Below are 15,298 nucleotides of genomic sequence, written 5' to 3'. Positions count from 1 at the left end.
ATCAGCGCGTGCCTACTGTGTGCACGGTGCGATCAGCGCCCCTTGGGATTGAGGTACAAACGCGCCCCATCCGATTCACGGTAGCCCGTCCAGCGCCCACCGCCTGACGCGCGGAAGCGCCCGAACACGGTGTTGCTGGTGTCGGTGAGCAGCAGCTGATTGCCCGACAGTACCCAACGGTTGGCCGAGAAGAAGCCATCCGGGCAGCCGGCGGGCACGTAGGCACTGTAGCCGCCGAACCACTCGATGTTCTTCAGCTCGATGGAGCAGGTGTTGCCGTTCTCCTGGCCCAGCGTCCAGCTGCCGAACAGATCGCTGTCGCGCACATCGCGGCCGCCACGGTGGCGGTCGTGGCCCCAGTCGTCGTTGTCGTCGTGGAAACCGAAGCCCACGTCGATCTCTTTGCTTTCGCTGCGTGACTCGGACTGCGAGCTGCCGCTGGTGATGGTCTGGGTGGTCACCGCGCCACTGCTCTGGGTCTGGGTGCTGCTGGATTGCGTGGTCTGGTCGGTGTGGGTGGTCTGTTCGCCGAAGCCGAACGAGGCGTCCTGGGCAAGGGCGGGCAGGGCCAGGAAGTACAGCGCCGACAGGCAGCTACGGGCAAGCAGGGCAGCCATCGCAGGATCCTCGGGAGGGTGGATCGCGCGAGTATCGAACCGGTGGGGTGGGAGACGGTGTGAGGGCGCGCCCTGAGGCAAGCCAGCCAAGAACAGGTGCTGTCCGCCGAAGGGTAGTGCCGGCCGCTGGCCGGCTCCCCTTTTGACGCCCAGAGACCGAAGGAATGCCGGCCAGCGGCCGGGCACTTCCAGCAGCCAGGCATCGCCTGGCGCTACGGGTCGGGCTTCACCCTCACCACCCGTTTCCGGTACTCGTACACGTTGTCACCGCGGATGCGCTTTTCCTCGGTGCCGGTGACCCGGCCCACCTGCTGGTCCGAACCGGTCACGGGCTGTGCCTCGATTTCGGTCTCGTGCTCGAAGGAATGCGATTTGTCGGTGTTGCGGTAATAGCGGTACAGCGCCCAGTACAGCGCGGTTGCGCCGGCTGGACCTGCCGCCAACAGCCAGAGGCCACTGTCGTCGCTCATGTCGATGCCACCAGGAAGGCAATTGCGAGGGCTTCAATGACGGTGCCGGTGGCCAGTGCCGCCAGCAGCATCTTCCATTGCTGCACGGGCACGCTGCCCATGGTTTCGCCGGTACGGCCGTTCACTGCGATGTAGTGCAGCATGCCGCCGTTCTTTCCGGGCTGGTGGTAGGAGTACAACCACACCGGCAGGTACATCGACACCCAGCGGGTGCCATGCACCTCCAGCTGTTCCTGCTCCCAGCGCACGCCACGGTTGTAGCGCTTCACCGAACCTTCCACCTGCGCGCGGGCAATCGACAGCAGCTGGTCTTCCAGTCGCGGCCGCAGTTTCTCCACGTCCAGGTTGCGCTTCTCCGAAGTGAAGCCGGCCAGATAGGACGCGTTCCACTTCACCGCGTTCTTGGTATCGAACGGCAGGATGGTGTTGATGATGTTGTTGGTGTTGGCGCGGGTGTCCAGATTGCCGCGCTCGGCCGAGGATTCCAGCGGCAGGTCATCAACGGTGAAATCGACCTGGCGCTCCACCTGGTAGACATCGGCGTCGTAGAGGGTGCGCTTGTTCTTCTCGCTGCCCACCGTGTACTCGCGCGTCTTGATCTCGCCCTTGCCGGCCACGGCCGCGCTTACATTGCTGTCGACGATCATGTAGGGCAGGAACACGCCCACCACGTTTTCCGGGGTGAACTCGTCCTTGAAGGCCTTCAGCGCAAACATGCGGCGCTTGTCGACGAACTGGCGGATGCGCGCGACCGCGTCGTCCTTCTTGATATGGAAGGGCAGCACCGCATCAGGCACCGCGCCATTGCTGATCTGTTCGTTGACGCCGAACACGTGGCGGCACCAGTGGCAGCGCGCCGTCATCGTGCTTTCGGTATTGACCGTGACTTCGGCGCCGCAGCCGGTGCACTTGAACGTCATCAACGCCGAGGTGTCGGCATCGATGTCGCGTGCGCCGGACGCGATGACGGTGCCGCGCAGCTGGTCGATGGCTTCGCCCAGCCCGAATTCCTCCTCGACCCGCGCGCCATGCCATTCGTGACGGCAGTACAGGCAGACGAGGATGTCGGTGCCGGCCTTGGGCCGGATGTCGGTGGCGCCGCACTTCGGGCAGCGGTTGAGGCCGTCCTTCAGCTCGCTGGCCGAGGTATCGATGGCCACGGGATCGGGCGCTTCCACTTCATCGCGGATCGCCTGCGGCAGCTTCGAGGTGTCCAGCGGGAAGCTGCCGGGCAGGGGAGGGACGTCCTGCGGCGAACCGGGCCCATCCAACGACGCCGCCGGCAGGGGCGGCGGCGTCGCGGGCGCGGATCCGGGCAGCGGCGGTGGGCCGTTTCGGGGATCGGACATGTCGGTTGTGCGTCCTGCTGTTACAGGCCCAGTGCCTTGGCCTTGAGCGCGTCGTAATCGCTCTGGGTGATCAAGCCCAGGTCCAGCATTTCCTTGGCCTTCTTCAGCTTGGCGACCGGATCGTCGGCAGCCGGGGTGGCCGGCTGCTGCATGCCGCCGACACCGAACATGCCCGAGGCCATGCCGACACCGACCAGGCCCGCCGCACCGCCGTTCTCGCCGGCCGACTGGATACCCTGGGCGACGCTGGCCTGCAGGTTGGAATTGCCGCGCGAACCGGACAGCGCATCGGCGCGCTGCACGGTCTTCAGCAGTTCGCGGGTGTTGGCGTCGTACTCGATCGAGACGATGGCGGTCTTGACGATGGCCAGGCCGCGGTCGGACTTCCACTGGTAACCCTGCTCGACGGCGGCCGACAGGCTCTGCGCGAAGCCCAGCGAGTCCTGCTGCAGCTTGGTGATGCGGTTGCCCTTGCCCGGATCGTTGGTATACAGGCTGAAGGCCGGGGCCAGCGAACCGACCACTTCATTGAACAGCTGGCTGGCAGCGGCGTTGTCCAGATCGGTGAAGTCGAACACCTGGCCCGGCCGCAGGTAGCTGGCCGGTACGAAATTCTTCACGAACAGGATCGGGTCGACGATCTTCAGCGTGTACGAGCCGCGGGTGATCGCACCGACCTGGGTATTGAGGAAACCGTCGTCCCAGTAGATTTCCGACTGGGTGCCGAAGCGGTTGTCCGGCAGTTCCTTCAGCGAGACGAAGTAGGCCGCCTGCTGCGCGCCCGGCTGGCCGCCGAACTTGAAGCGTTCCCAGCTCTGCTTGATGAAGGTGCTGACCAGGCCGTCGCCGGCGAAGATCGACTGCGAGTTCAGGTCGTCCGAACGCCATTCGTAGCCACCCGGTTCGGCGACGAATGCGGTGATCGCGCCGTCCTGGAACAGCAGCAGGCCGTAGCCTTCGGGCACGATGATTTTCGAGCCGTTGGTGATGATGTTGGACGAGCCGCTGGTGTTGGAGCCGCGGCCGGCATTGGTGCCCTGCGGCACCGCCGCGAACAGGGCGGCCGTGGACGGCAGGCCCGCCGGCACGGTGTAGAAGTCCTTCCACTGGTCGGCCAGCACACCGCCAACCGCACCCTTCACCGCCTGTACCAGACCCATGTCCAACTCCCTGTGATTCGAGGGCAGGCACCATGCCTGCCGAGCTGGACTGAATATAGCAGTGGCCGGGGGCGGCTGTGGTGCCGGCAGGTGAATGGGCGCCACGGGGCCCCGGTAATAGTCCGGACGTTGATTCCGCCGCCGACTCCGGGCCTAATCGGAGGAGGGGCAATGACGTCCCAGCCGACGCTGTGTCGGGCCTGGCCAAGGAGGGTGCAGAGCATGCCGCGCTACAAATCCGATGAACGCAGTGCACAGTACTACGCACTCTTCGAGCCGACTGACATTCTGGAAAATGGGCGCTGGAACCTCGACGCTCCGGTTCTGATTGATGCGATGCCCGTCGCATCGGCCGAGTCATTTGCCACGATGGACGAGGCGCCGGATAACGTCGACTTTCTTCTGCTGAGCGTCGACGCGCGTGAGGTTGAAGACTACGAGCTGAGCGATGAAGAGTATGCGCGTGGCGAAGACGCTTGGTGCCTAATCACTCTTTCCAACCGCAACTTCGCCGGCGCCATCTCTGTGCGGACACTTCCAATTGGTGATGACTCTGGTGAGGGAAGTAGGCCTGAAAGACTCTACATGTCCGTGCAGAAGGACGAGACAGGACGCGCGGCGACCTCGAGCAATAACCTGCGCTCCTTTCTGAGTGAGGCTGCCGAGACGTCGCAGGTCGAGGCAGCGCTTCGTAGCGTCGATGTGTCGCTGCATGGCGTTGCGGTCTACGACGTCGGGCAGGCCAACTTCAATGCCCTTGTGGATCAATACGAACATCCTCGTCTTTTCTTTGATTTTGGCCGGCCCATATACATAAAAGGCTTCAGCTCTCCAGCATTGGATAACTTCAATCCTCTGGTCTTCAGCAAGTCGTGGAAATCCAACGAGCCAGTGGTCCTGTCTCATTTGGATCAGGATCATTGGCACTTCGCATTCAAGTCTGGTGTGGCTCGCTGGGACAAGAGCAAGGGTGCCTGGATAGTGAATCCTGTATACCGTCGTACGGCTCGGGAAAGGCCATGGGTTGTCCGCTTGCCGCCATCGACGGTGGCCCTGGGTGCAAGTCACCTCCACCTTCTTTTGTCTCTCAAAGGCAGGAAACTGGCTGGAGGGGCGAGCGCGCTTCACATCTGGAACAGTAATTGGCCGGATATCAGTGTTGGCTCTGTGGTGATCCATCGATGCAATCCGGGCCCGAATACGCCCAACACGCCTGCATATCTGAAGAACAACACTTCCCTGGCGCTAAGAGTGGAATCCGATCATGCGCGCGTTCTGCTGACCGGTGACGCTGACTATCCATCCATTCCGTCATCTGCCAAGCAGGATCTCACCGGAATGGTAGCTCCTCACCACGGCGGTGAGGTTACTGCGAACAGCACGCCAGCAGGGGTCGGCCCAGGTCGAATGGTATTTTCAACATTCAATGGTGCGTATCCCGGCAATCCATCCTCCCAATCATCGTCAGAAGCTCAATTGGCTGGCTGGATCGTGACACAGACCAATTGGCGCTCCTATTGCAGCAGATGCCAGAAGCAGCACGGGCATAAGTACATACCTTTGCTCGCAGCTCCACCTCGATGCGGCTGTACCCACGTGGAACATGCGCAGATATGCCTGCCCACAGGTCCGTGACACTTCAAGTGCGCCCTTACAACATGTACGGAATCTTGAACGCCAACGTGAAGTCCGGCGCATCCGGGGTCAGCCCGATGCCCAGTAGCGTCACCAGCGTGGTGTGCTGGTTCAACGCATAGGTCACGCCCAGATTCAGGGATGCCGCATTGGCGTCACTGCCGATCACCTTCATCCACTTGCCGCCCTGGAAGCGGGTGGAGGCGCGGGCGCTGATGCGGTCACTGAAGGACAGGCTCAGGCTGGTCCGCTCGTTGAATGCGAAGGCCACGCCTGCGCCGAAGTACACCGAGCCACCCAGCTTCACGTCGCCCGGATTGACCGTGTCCGGATTGCTGTCGATGTCGTTGAATCCGCGCGGGATGGAGTGCACATAGCCGATGTTGGCGAACAGGATGGCCGGGTCGGCGGTCTTCACCATCGACAGGCCGAGGTTGGCCTGCCATACGCCGTTGCCGGTGGGCTGCTCGCGCGGCACGGCGAAGCGGATGTAGTCATCGTCATCGCGCTCGATCACCTTCCAGTCCAGTCCGTAGGGCGCGCGCCCGGTGGGGGCGGTGACGCCGGCCGTGAGCACGGTTTCCGGGCGCCAGCCGCGTTCGCCGAACAGCCGGTAGTTCGCGCTCAGGCCAATGTCGCCCAGGCCGTTGCCGTTGGTCTGCTCCTGCGCGATGGCGGCTGCTGCACCGCCGGCGCCGCCTTTCTGGTACACGGTGCGCCGCGCCAGGTAGGGCACATCCAGGTTGAGCGTCAGGTTCGGGCTGACGCCCCAGCGGGCCGCCACGTTGTAGGTCAGTGAGTCGGACTCCACGTTCTCGATGGCGATATTGCCGAGGAAGATCGCGTCCAACGCGAGGAAGCCGTTGAGGGTGAGCTGCTTGCGGTCGTAGCGTGCGTAGGTGAGGCTGTTCTCGATGGTGAAGCGGCGCGAGAACAGGGCCGATTGCTGCTGCTTCACATCGTCCACGCTGCGCCGCGACTCCTGCCTGGCCTGTTGTGCTTCTGCGGCGGTACTGGCGTAACCCTCGCTGCTCGGTGGAACCGCGGCGGCCGCTGCCTGCGCCAATGGCGCGGCCGGTGGGGTCGAGGCTGGGCCAACCCGCCCGCCCAGGCGCGCCTGCATGGCCTGCACCTGCATGTCCAGCTCGCGCAACCGCCGCACTTCCTGTGCGTAGTTGGCCTTCAGCTGTTCCAGCTGGTTGGCCAGGGCCTGCACGTCAGCGCCATCGTCCGGCGTCGTCGGTGCGGCGAGGGCGGTGCCCGCCAGCGCCGCCAGCGCCAACGGAGTGATCCTCATCAGGGTGTGCATGATCGTGTCCTGCGTTGTGGAGCGTTTCCCCCAATGCCAGGCGCTGCTACTGGCCCGGCCCCATGCCGCGGTTCAACGCAATCGCCTGGGCCACGTTCTGGCTCAACGGCAGATTGCCGCCCACGGCGTTGCGCACCAGCTCCAGCCGCAACTGGTTGCTGGCGATCTGGCCGTCACCGGCGAGGGCGATGCCCTGGCCGACGCTGCCATTGCGGATCCACTGCTGTACCAGTCCCTGGCCGTCCACCTGCAGCAGCAGGCGTGCCTGGTTGCCTTCCAGCACCGCCGTCGCGCTGGCGCCGCCCTGCTGCGCACTGACATTGCCTGCGCCATCAGAAAGAGCCGCCGGCACGCCACCCTCGCGAACCGTCAGCGTGGTGACGTTGCGCGCGAGATTGCCATCGCCGGCCACCTGCACGCTTTGCACCAGGCCGCTGGCGTTGGCCAGGCCGCTGCTGTCGATGCTGCGTCCGTGGGTATCGGGCAGCGGCGCATCGGCTGCCGTGACATGCACGCTGGGCTGGAAGCTGAGTTTCGGCGCGCCACCGCCACGGAAGTCCATGCCCAGGGTCAGGCCGCCCTGCAGGGTCGTGCCGTTGCTGGCCTGCCACTGCGACACCATGGTGACCCCGAACCAGGCGACGTTGTTGCCGCCCACGGTGTAGCGCCCCCGCATCAGGCCCAGCTCCGGATCGGGGATTTCCGTGAGGCCACGCCCGGTCCTGCCGTCGGCGGCCTGCAGGGGCAGGGCAGGGGCCATCAGCAGCAGAGCCATCCATACGTGTTGGCGGAACATGGTCATACCTCCTCAGAACAGGTCGGCGTGGCTGAAGCCGAAGTCGACCAGTTCGGCATCGGTGATCGGCCCTTGCCGCGCGAAGAGCGCGCGGGCACTGGGCCGTTCGCTGGGTTGCAGAAGAGCGGTGTTGCGATCGAAGTCGCTGCCGATCACCACGAAGACCGCGCGCGATGGCCAGGCGGCCAGGAACTCCGGCAGCGCCAGGCTGCGGTTGCCGAGGATCGGGTCAGCCACTTCCACGATGCCGTTGCGCACCTGCTTGAGCACCACGAAATGGCGGAAACCGCGCACGTCCATCAGCACCAGTCCCGGCACGCGAAGGGTGCGCAGTCGTGTTTCATCGATGCGGTAGCCCCGGCCACGCATGCCCAGCGATTCCACGTAGCGCTTGATGTCGAGCAGGGAGAAGCCGCGTTCGGCCACCAGCGCTGGATCGGACACCCCCATCATCCCTTCAATCACCGTCGCCTCGTCGGTCTGCAGGTGGTAGGCGTGGCGAAGGATGGTCGCCAGCGCCGCAGCCCCGCAGCTGTAGTCGGTGTGCTGGCGTACCACGTTGCGGTAGCGCCGCTCCTGCATGCTCTCCACCTTCTGCTGCAGCAGCGCTCCATTGGGCAGTACGCCACTGAAGCGCACGTCGCCCGCCCACGCAGGAACAGTGGCCAGCAGCAACAGGCAGGCCAGCAGGCACATCGAAAGACGGCAACGGATCATCACGGTCTCCGGCAGCAGGGGGGAGCCCCTGCCCCAAGGGGGAGGAGGGACAGGGGCTCCCGGGAACCCGGCCATTGGCGGACGGCCGGGGTGTTGCGCTTACTCGCCGCTGCCACCACCGCCGCCGGTGCTGGGCTGGGCGACTGCCAGGGCCAGGCTGTTGGCCTGCAGGTTGCCGGTGCCTGCAGCCACGTTCACGCCGATGTTGCCGGAGGCGCCGGAGAAGGCGCTGCCGGACAATGCCGAGGTGTTGGTGGCGTTGACGTTCACCCAGCGCGTGGTGCTGACCGTGCCGCTGAGGCTGGCATACAGGTCGGCCACGCCCAGTTCGACGAACTGGCTGGTGCCACTCTCACGCGTATCGAAGCCCAGGCCGCCCACCCCCGGCCGGTTGGGGTTCATCGTGGCGTTCTGGATCTGGTTGTCCAGGTCGATGTGGCCGGTGCTGTTGCCACCCGGGTGTGGCAGCTCGCCACTCCACGTATCCAGGTAGTAGTTGGCCATCTGGTAGGCGTTGCCGGTACCGCGGTAGGTGCCCGCGCCATAGGCCAGGGTCAGGCCGCTGACGCCGCCATGCATGCCGACCTGCACGGTATCGGTGTAGGACTGCACGAAGCCGGCGTTGCTGACCGTGTTGCCGGTGGAGACCTGGTTGGAGCTGATGCTCGACTGGGCCACTGCCGTGGTCGCGACCGAGGCCGCGAGCGCGTTCTTCTGCTCGTTGTTGTTGCCCGAGGCGATGTTCACGCCGATGTTGCCGGAGGCGCCGCCGAAAGCGTTGCCGCCAAGACCTGCGGCGTTGGTGACGCCGGAGTTCATGGTCGCGTTGCCGAAGCCGGCCTGGTTGACGAACACCTCGGCGTCAGCCATGCCGAAGCTGAAGGACGCATCGGCAGCTGACAGCGACGCGGCATTGTCCTGGGCATTGTTGTCGCCGGAGACCACGTTGAAGCCGAGATTGCCCGATGCGCCGGCACCCACGCTGTCACCGATGGACGCACTGTTGGTGACCAGGCTGTTGCTGGTGGCGTTGTTGCTGATCGACTGGCGGTTGTCGATCACGGCAATGGCCGCCGAGTCGAGGTCGATGTCGCCGGTGATGTTCGGATCGCCGGAGAAATTGATGTCGGTGCTCAGCCGCAGGTCCTTCTCCAGGTTCACGTCGACGCCGTGGTTGTTCTTCTCCTTGCGTTCGTCGGCCTGGATGTTGCTGTGCTTCTGCACATTGACGTTGACGGTGCGGTTGCGCACGTCGTTGTCGGTGTGGTTGTGCGTATCGTTGCGGGTTTCGCTGACGGTGTGGTTGTGGTTGATGTTCGCGTTGGCGTTCTGGTTGTCCCAGCCATTGGCCGCAGCGGCGGTCGAGGCAGTGGCAATCGCCATGGCGAGCATGGTCTGTTTGACGGTCGCTTTCATGGTGCCCTCTCTCTCATCAGGTGGTGCATCGGTTGGGTGGTTGTCACGGGCGGTCCTGCACGACCAGGCCCAGCACGTTGGCCGTATCGTTGCCGTTGCCCGCGATCTGATTGAGTTGCAGGACCCCGTCGAATCCCCGCAGCGCGGTGCTGGCTACACCGGCGCTGCGGGTGCCCGTCGCGACGCCGCGACCGGTGTCGTCCCGCCCCCCTGCCAACGCGGAACCCTCGGCGGCCAAGGCCGTATCGTCGGTTTCGCGTATGCCCTGTCGGGCCAGCGTCGCGCTGACGACGTTGAGCGTCGTGTTGGCGATGCCGCTGGCCTGGTTGATGGATGCGATGCCACTGGCACCGGCCAGTGCATCACCGCCAATGTATGCAGTGGCCTGCAGCGGCCCGGACAGCACGCGGTTGCCCTGCTGCAGTTGCCGCGCATTGATCGCCACGTCGGCGCGATCGCCCTTGGCGATACCCCGCAGGTTGGCCTGCACGTTGAGGTCGCCGGCGGCCTGGTTCACGGCGATGGCGCCATTCGCCCCGGCCAGCGCGCGGCCGTCGATCCGGGCCACGTCGAGATAGGCGAGCATGCCGCTGTAGTCATCGGCCCGGGTCGCCGAGGGCGCGGCAGCGAGCAGCAGAAGCACGCCGTGCAGGGGCTTCATTTTCCACCTGCCGGGGCCGTGCCCTGCAGCGGGAACTGGGCCAGTGCGCCGCGCACGGTATCGGCGATACCGCGGGTGCTGCCGCCGACCGCACCGAGCGGCCCACTCATGGCGCCCCCCAGGCTGCTGCCGACCATGCCGTCGCCACTGCGGCCCAGCGTGCCGCCCAAGGCCTGCTGGGTGACCCGTTCAACGGTGGTTCCGCCCGGCGCCGCGATGGACGCGGCCTGGCCGGCGCCCATGCCGGCATAGTCCTCATCGCTCAACTCGTCCATGCCGGTCGTCGTGCCGCCGACCCCCAATGCGGCGGCGATCTCGCGCTGTGGCTTCGGGTCGGCTATCAGCGCCATGCCCGGTGGTGCCATGCGATAGGCCGGCCGCGCGGAGACGTCCCGCAACAGGACGATTTCGCCCGGTTGTGCCTTCACGCCCTGGCGGGCGCCCGATGCGGACGCGTCGGCGCCAACCGACAGCAGGGCTGTTGCCAGTGCTGCGGCCAGGCCGCGAATCAGGGTGGTGCCGTCCATGCCGATCTCCCGCGATGGGTGCGGCGGAACCACGCATCAACCGTGCCAACTTCGAAGTGTCCACCCGCCAACGCCGTGATCGTGCAGCACCTGACCGGGCTGCTGCCATGCTGTTACAGGCACGTCGCGGAATTGTCGGGATTTCGAAGCCCCAGGCACCGCAGGGCAAGGGCGGCGGGCGACTGTCGCATCGGTGTTACAGGTGGCGTCGCCGTCTGCAACGGTGCAGCTTCAGCCTCGAATTTCTTGACGCACTGCTCATTGCGCCGCCGTTTAGGGAAGCGCTAGGATCCGCCCAACAAAGGCCATCCCGGTGGCCGTAGAGGTCCCGGCGGGGGGCGGCACGCCGGTGATTGCCTGACAGTCCGCCGACGGTGTCCGGATGCTGGGGGAAGCATGGCAGCGGTCCCGGAGGCTTCTACGTCGCGTTGCGTGCTCTGGTTTGGCGAGCCGTTGGCGAACGAGCGCAGTGCGCTGGCGGCAGCGGGCTGGTATGTGCGCAGCATCCATCCCGATCCCGCCATGGCGATTGGCCTGCGTGGGCGCGATCGTTTGCTCGCCGTGCTCGATCTGCGCCATCTCGATGCGGTCGCGCTGCAGCTGCTGGCGCCGTGGATCGAGCAGCACCAGCATCTGCCCTGGTTGGCGGTACTGCCACCGGGTGCCGGACCCACATCGCCTGCTTGGCTGCCGTTGCTGCAGCGATGCTGCGCGCGCTTCACGCTGCCGTTCGGCCTGCAGGACCTGGTCTGCGCAATGCGCCAGCAGTTCGACGCGGATGATCCGCCTGTCGACGCAACCTGCGGTGGGCACGGACCGCACGCGCTGATTGGCGAAAGCGCCGCGTTGCATGCGGTGCGCACGGTGCTGCACAAGTTTGCGCCGGTGGAGCTGCCGGTGCTGGTCACCGGTGAAACCGGTACAGGCAAGGAACTGGCCGCACACGCGCTGCATGCGCTGTCGGGGCGTGCCGGCAAGCCTTTCATTGCAGTGAACTGCGGTGCGATTCCGGCCAACCTGGTGCAGTCGGAGCTGTTCGGCCACGAACGTGGCTCGTTCACCGGTGCCGACAAGCGGCAGATCGGCGTGTTCGAATCGGCCCACGGCGGAACGGTGTTTCTTGATGAGGTGGGCGATCTGCCGGCAGAGGCACAGACCAGTCTTCTGCGTGTGTTGCAGGAAGGAACCTTCGAGCGCGTGGGCAGCAGCCAGCCGCTGCGCGCAGACGTGCGTGTGCTTGCCGCGACCCACGTCGAACTGGAACACGCGGTGGCGCAGGGGCGGTTCCGCAGCGATCTCTACTACCGCCTGAATGTGCTGCGCCTGCTGATGCCGCCGCTGCGCGAGCGCGGTGCCGACGTGCAGCTGCTGGCCGAGCACTTCCTGCGCTGCTTCCGGTTGCGCCACGGCGTGCGTGCACGCGGCTTTGCACCGGCCGCAGTACAGGCCATGCGGCGCTTCGACTGGCCCGGCAACGTACGCGAACTGCTGAACCGTGTGCAGCGTGCAGCGATCATGGCCGAAGGCGAGCTGATCAGTGAGCGTGACCTGGAGCTGGGCGCATCGGCGGCGGTCCTGCCGGCGGCGATGCTGCACGATGCACGGGGGCAGGCCGAGCGCGATGTGCTGCTGCAGACCCTGCGCCAGACCGGCTACAACGTCTCCGAGTGTGCGCGGCAGATGCAGATATCGCGGGTGACGGTGTATCGCCTGTGCCGCAAGCACCGGCTGGAGCTGCCTGCGCAGCGCTGATCAGCCGGCCGCGAGGTGCTTGAACAGGCGCAACGGCTTGCCCGCGACGCGCTCGATCACGCCCTTGGCTTCCAGGTCCAGCTGCACGGCCTTCAACCACCAGCCGGCGGTGGCACCTGCCGGGAACAGGGTGGCGGGCAGATGTGGCAGCAGTGCCTGTTTTGCCTGCGCAACGGTCAGGCCGGGCGGTTGCGCAGGCAGGGCCCGCAGCAAGGCATGGCGCATGGCGAGATACTTGGCGCGATCCACGCGCTGGATGTGCCCGGGCGTGGTGATGCTCTCGATCTCGATCCGCTCGGGCTCAGACATGGGTATCTCCCGCGACTTCGATGCGCGGGCTGCGGAAGCCCATGGCGATCCACGCCTTCATCAGGCGGGCGTAGAACCGCAGCGAGTGGGTCTTCAGGTTCGGCACATCGTCCGGAAGGACAGACGGGTCAGGAAGATCACTGACCATCGTCCGCATCTCCACGGCGGGTCTTGCCGACGCCGGCCACAACAGGCCATACAGGCTCAGCCAATGGCCGCCGCTGAACTCCAGGAAGAGTGGTGTGTTGCAGCATCCCGCCACGACGCGGCGGCTGCCGCCCGTGCTGGACAACCGCAACGCGCGCAGCATGGCATGTCCGGCATCGATGCTGACGCGATCCTTGCGGTGCATTACGAAGAGCGTCTGGCCGTGCGGGCCCAGGACGTCCGGTGCTCGGGGCATCGACTGCAGCATGGCGCCGGCCTTGCGGCAGCTGTCGCAGCAGCATTCGACGGTGGCAATGGGTTGGCCCGTGGCGGTCAGGCGCACCTGGCCGCAGGCGCAGGCAAGGGACTGGTGTGAGGCCATCTGCGTTTTCTCCTGGGGTTTCATCCTCTCGACGAACCGGGGCGCCGAAAATCGACAACATCTGCCTTCAAGGGCGCATCATCCGAAAGCGGATTCGATACAGGTCCAACCCTGCACCGTCCGCGCGCCGCGCCGAATAGGTCAAGGTGTCGGGTTGCGAGCCATCCAGCATCGCGCCGTAGCTGTCGCCGGAGGCCTCGTTCAAGGGGGAGGGCAATGCAAGGCCCGCGTCATAACGGCCTCCACGCTCGTAGGCGATGAACTGGCGTACCGGTGCACTGCCGAAGTCCAGAGCGCGGGCAAACACCAGCGTCCGGCCGTCGCCCAGGAAGGTGGCATCGAACTCCTGCGCTGCGGTATTGAGGTCTCCCGGCAGCGGCCGTGCCGGCTGCGCAATGCCACGGACCATCGCTGCGACGTAGAGGTCATGGCCACCCGCACCGCCTGCGCGATCGCTGGAGAACAGCAGCGTGGCTGCGTCGGGCGAGAGCATCGGCGCGAATTCATCGGCCGCGCTGTTCACTGCCGGGCCAAGATTGACCGGCTCCCCGAATCGACCGTCGCTCCCCATGCTGACCCGGTACAGATCGTCGCCGCCCTGGCCGCCTGCGCGATCCGAACAGAAATACACCACGCGGCCATCGGCGGAAAAGGCGGGATCGAAGTCGCGCCCCGGCGAGTTGAACGGCACCGGCATCGCCGGCCGCCAGCGCTGACCATCGTTGCGGGAGACCCAGATGTCATACCCGCCCGGACCGCCGGGCCGGTTGCGGCTGAACCACAGTGCGGTTTTTCCGTCCGGGCTCAAGGTCAGTCGAATCTCGTCGTATTGCGTGGATGCAACGCCCGGGGCGAAGCGCTCGGCGGGGCCGACGATCCGCAGCACCCGTGATGGAGACGCGGGAGGCGACGCAGCAACCAGCAGCATCACGGCCAGCAGCGCCTTCATGCCTGTCGCTCGAAGTCGCTGACCCAGTTTGTTTCCCAGCTGCGCCCGCCATCGGTCGATGCCGCCTGTTCCCAACGCGCCGAGCGCGGGGTAATGCGTGACCAGATCACCCGCGTCTGGATTGATCGGCCGTCGTGCTGGTCTTCGCCGAAGAAGCGGCCGACACCGGCCTGGAAACCACCACGCAGTGGCGCGCCGATCCGGGTTGGCTCCCGGCCATCCAGCCACCAGCTCAGCCAGTGCCGCTCCGCCGCATTCCAAGCGCGGATGCCCATGCCTCGCAGCGGCGCTCCAGGCACGTCCATCAGGTTGTCACCCACGTTGCCGAATCCTCCCAGGACCGGCCAGTTGTGCAGGGTGCCGTTGAACGCGTCCCATGCATCGCTGCCTGCCAGCCGAGCGCGCAGGCGACGATGGCGCACGTTCCAATGGCCCACCAGGAAATCAAAATCGCCCGGTGCATCCGGCAGCTTCGGAAGCGGAGAGGGGACCGCAGCAGTGCGGCGGAACCAGTTGCGCCAGTTCACTTCCCAGTGCGCACCGGCATCGTCGGAGAACGCCTGTTCCCACCACGGCTCCTCGCCGTGAATGTCATGCCAACGGAACCAGACCTCGATGGGGCGCCCGTCGATCCGGTCGGCGCCGCGGAAGCTGCCGGCATCGCCTTTGAAAGCGCCGCGCACAGGGGCTTCGATATGGGTAGGGTTGCGGCCATCGATCCACCAGATCGACCACGTGGAAGACACCGGATCGAATGCGCGCACGCCCAGGCCCCTGTAGGCGCCCGAAGGCAGCGCCATGACGTTGTCATCGATGGTGCCGAGTCCGCCCAGGGTGAGCCAGACCGCGCTGGAACCGGTGAAGGACTCCCAACGGGTATCGCCGACCAGGCGCTCCTTCAGGCGTCGGTGCCGGACCTGCCAGTTGCCCTGCAACCATTGCCAGTCTTCGCTGTGGCCGGGCAGGGCCCACCCGGGGGGCAGCGCCGTAGATGCCGCCGAGGCGGCCAGGGTGGCCAGGAACTGCCGTCGATCCATGTGCGTGATCCCCTGTCGAAGGTGCCTCCATCGTTGCGCGTACCAGGGGGATTGACCACGCAGAT

Annotated in this window: 16 protein-coding genes; 2 read left to right on the top strand and 14 right to left on the bottom strand. The window is 65.8% G+C overall.

Annotated elements, in window-relative coordinates; translation table 11 throughout:
• Window positions 1-32 precede the first annotated feature (32 nt).
• The 4 genes from AC5P9L_RS11735 to AC5P9L_RS11720 all read right to left on the bottom strand — a co-directional run bounded on the left by AC5P9L_RS11735 (window position 33) and on the right by AC5P9L_RS11720 (window position 3,596).
• On the bottom strand, window positions 33-617 hold the full coding sequence (locus AC5P9L_RS11735; RefSeq protein WP_049395967.1) for an AprI/Inh family metalloprotease inhibitor: 585 nt from the start codon (window positions 615-617) through the stop codon (window positions 33-35).
• A gap of 212 nt (window positions 618-829) precedes the next feature.
• Entirely contained in the window at window positions 830-1,087 is a 258-nt protein-coding gene (locus AC5P9L_RS11730; protein ID WP_005409784.1) for a hypothetical protein, read from the bottom strand.
• On the bottom strand, window positions 1,084-2,436 hold the full coding sequence (locus AC5P9L_RS11725) for a TFIIB-type zinc ribbon-containing protein (RefSeq protein WP_164225216.1): 1,353 nt from the start codon (window positions 2,434-2,436) through the stop codon (window positions 1,084-1,086). Before AC5P9L_RS11725 ends, AC5P9L_RS11730 begins: the two co-directional genes overlap by 4 nt.
• Window positions 2,437-2,456: 20 nt before the next feature.
• Entirely contained in the window at window positions 2,457-3,596 is a 1,140-nt protein-coding gene (locus AC5P9L_RS11720; RefSeq protein ID WP_005409782.1) for an SPFH domain-containing protein, read from the bottom strand.
• A gap of 222 nt (window positions 3,597-3,818) precedes the next feature.
• Here AC5P9L_RS11720 and AC5P9L_RS11715 point away from each other — a divergent pair, with 222 nt between their 5' ends.
• Entirely contained in the window at window positions 3,819-5,231 is a 1,413-nt protein-coding gene (locus AC5P9L_RS11715) for a ComEC/Rec2 family competence protein (protein ID WP_279915519.1), read from the top strand.
• A gap of 16 nt (window positions 5,232-5,247) precedes the next feature.
• On the opposite strand, the gene AC5P9L_RS11710 is transcribed toward AC5P9L_RS11715, so the two are convergent.
• The 6 genes from AC5P9L_RS11710 to AC5P9L_RS11685 all read right to left on the bottom strand — a co-directional run bounded on the left by AC5P9L_RS11710 (window position 5,248) and on the right by AC5P9L_RS11685 (window position 10,657).
• Complete coding sequence (locus tag AC5P9L_RS11710) at window positions 5,248-6,540, bottom strand: transporter (RefSeq protein WP_033834264.1); 1,293 nt, start codon at window positions 6,538-6,540, stop codon at window positions 5,248-5,250.
• Between the two features lie 46 nt (window positions 6,541-6,586).
• Window positions 6,587-7,336 carry a hypothetical protein gene (locus AC5P9L_RS11705; RefSeq protein ID WP_099480641.1) on the bottom strand — a complete coding sequence of 250 codons (750 nt, stop codon included), beginning with the start codon at window positions 7,334-7,336 and terminating at the stop codon, window positions 6,587-6,589.
• A gap of 12 nt (window positions 7,337-7,348) precedes the next feature.
• Window positions 7,349-8,053, bottom strand: coding sequence for a C39 family peptidase (locus AC5P9L_RS11700; protein ID WP_012480358.1), 705 nt, complete (start codon window positions 8,051-8,053; stop codon window positions 7,349-7,351).
• Between the two features lie 99 nt (window positions 8,054-8,152).
• The gene (locus tag AC5P9L_RS11695) at window positions 8,153-9,469 is read right to left on the bottom strand and encodes a FapB/FapC family functional amyloid domain-containing protein (protein WP_005409778.1); all 1,317 of its coding nucleotides are present in this window, start codon (window positions 9,467-9,469) and stop codon (window positions 8,153-8,155) included.
• A gap of 43 nt (window positions 9,470-9,512) precedes the next feature.
• Window positions 9,513-10,130: a FapB/FapC family functional amyloid domain-containing protein gene (locus tag AC5P9L_RS11690; RefSeq protein WP_012480357.1), complete on the bottom strand. Its 618-nt coding sequence runs from the start codon at window positions 10,128-10,130 to the stop codon at window positions 9,513-9,515.
• Window positions 10,127-10,657: a FapA family amyloid fibril periplasmic chaperone gene (locus tag AC5P9L_RS11685; RefSeq protein ID WP_065183551.1), complete on the bottom strand. Its 531-nt coding sequence runs from the start codon at window positions 10,655-10,657 to the stop codon at window positions 10,127-10,129. The genes AC5P9L_RS11690 and AC5P9L_RS11685 overlap by 4 nt, the downstream gene beginning before the upstream one ends.
• A 396-nt stretch (window positions 10,658-11,053) precedes the next feature.
• On the opposite strand from AC5P9L_RS11685, the gene AC5P9L_RS11680 reads away from it, so the two are divergent.
• Window positions 11,054-12,409: a sigma-54 dependent transcriptional regulator gene (locus AC5P9L_RS11680; RefSeq protein WP_060380358.1), complete on the top strand. Its 1,356-nt coding sequence runs from the start codon at window positions 11,054-11,056 to the stop codon at window positions 12,407-12,409.
• On the opposite strand, the gene AC5P9L_RS11675 is transcribed toward AC5P9L_RS11680, so the two are convergent.
• From AC5P9L_RS11675 to AC5P9L_RS11660, 4 genes are all read right to left on the bottom strand, one after another.
• Window positions 12,410-12,718 carry a DUF6958 family protein gene (locus tag AC5P9L_RS11675; RefSeq protein ID WP_005413537.1) on the bottom strand — a complete coding sequence of 103 codons (309 nt, stop codon included), beginning with the start codon at window positions 12,716-12,718 and terminating at the stop codon, window positions 12,410-12,412.
• Window positions 12,711-13,247 (bottom strand): GFA family protein, encoded by a 537-nt coding sequence (locus AC5P9L_RS11670; protein WP_111118065.1) that lies wholly within the window; start codon window positions 13,245-13,247, stop codon window positions 12,711-12,713. The genes AC5P9L_RS11675 and AC5P9L_RS11670 overlap by 8 nt, the downstream gene beginning before the upstream one ends.
• A 67-nt stretch (window positions 13,248-13,314) precedes the next feature.
• Window positions 13,315-14,196 (bottom strand): TolB family protein, encoded by an 882-nt coding sequence (locus tag AC5P9L_RS11665; RefSeq protein ID WP_279915518.1) that lies wholly within the window; start codon window positions 14,194-14,196, stop codon window positions 13,315-13,317.
• On the bottom strand, window positions 14,193-15,233 hold the full coding sequence (locus AC5P9L_RS11660) for a hypothetical protein (protein WP_495230621.1): 1,041 nt from the start codon (window positions 15,231-15,233) through the stop codon (window positions 14,193-14,195). Before AC5P9L_RS11660 ends, AC5P9L_RS11665 begins: the two co-directional genes overlap by 4 nt.
• Window positions 15,234-15,298 lie beyond the last annotated feature (65 nt).

Source organism: Stenotrophomonas sp. YJH_SMC_64 (assembly GCF_059371375.1).
Note: the sequence above shows the minus strand (reverse complement) of the source record. Positions and strands in the feature narration are given on the sequence as shown.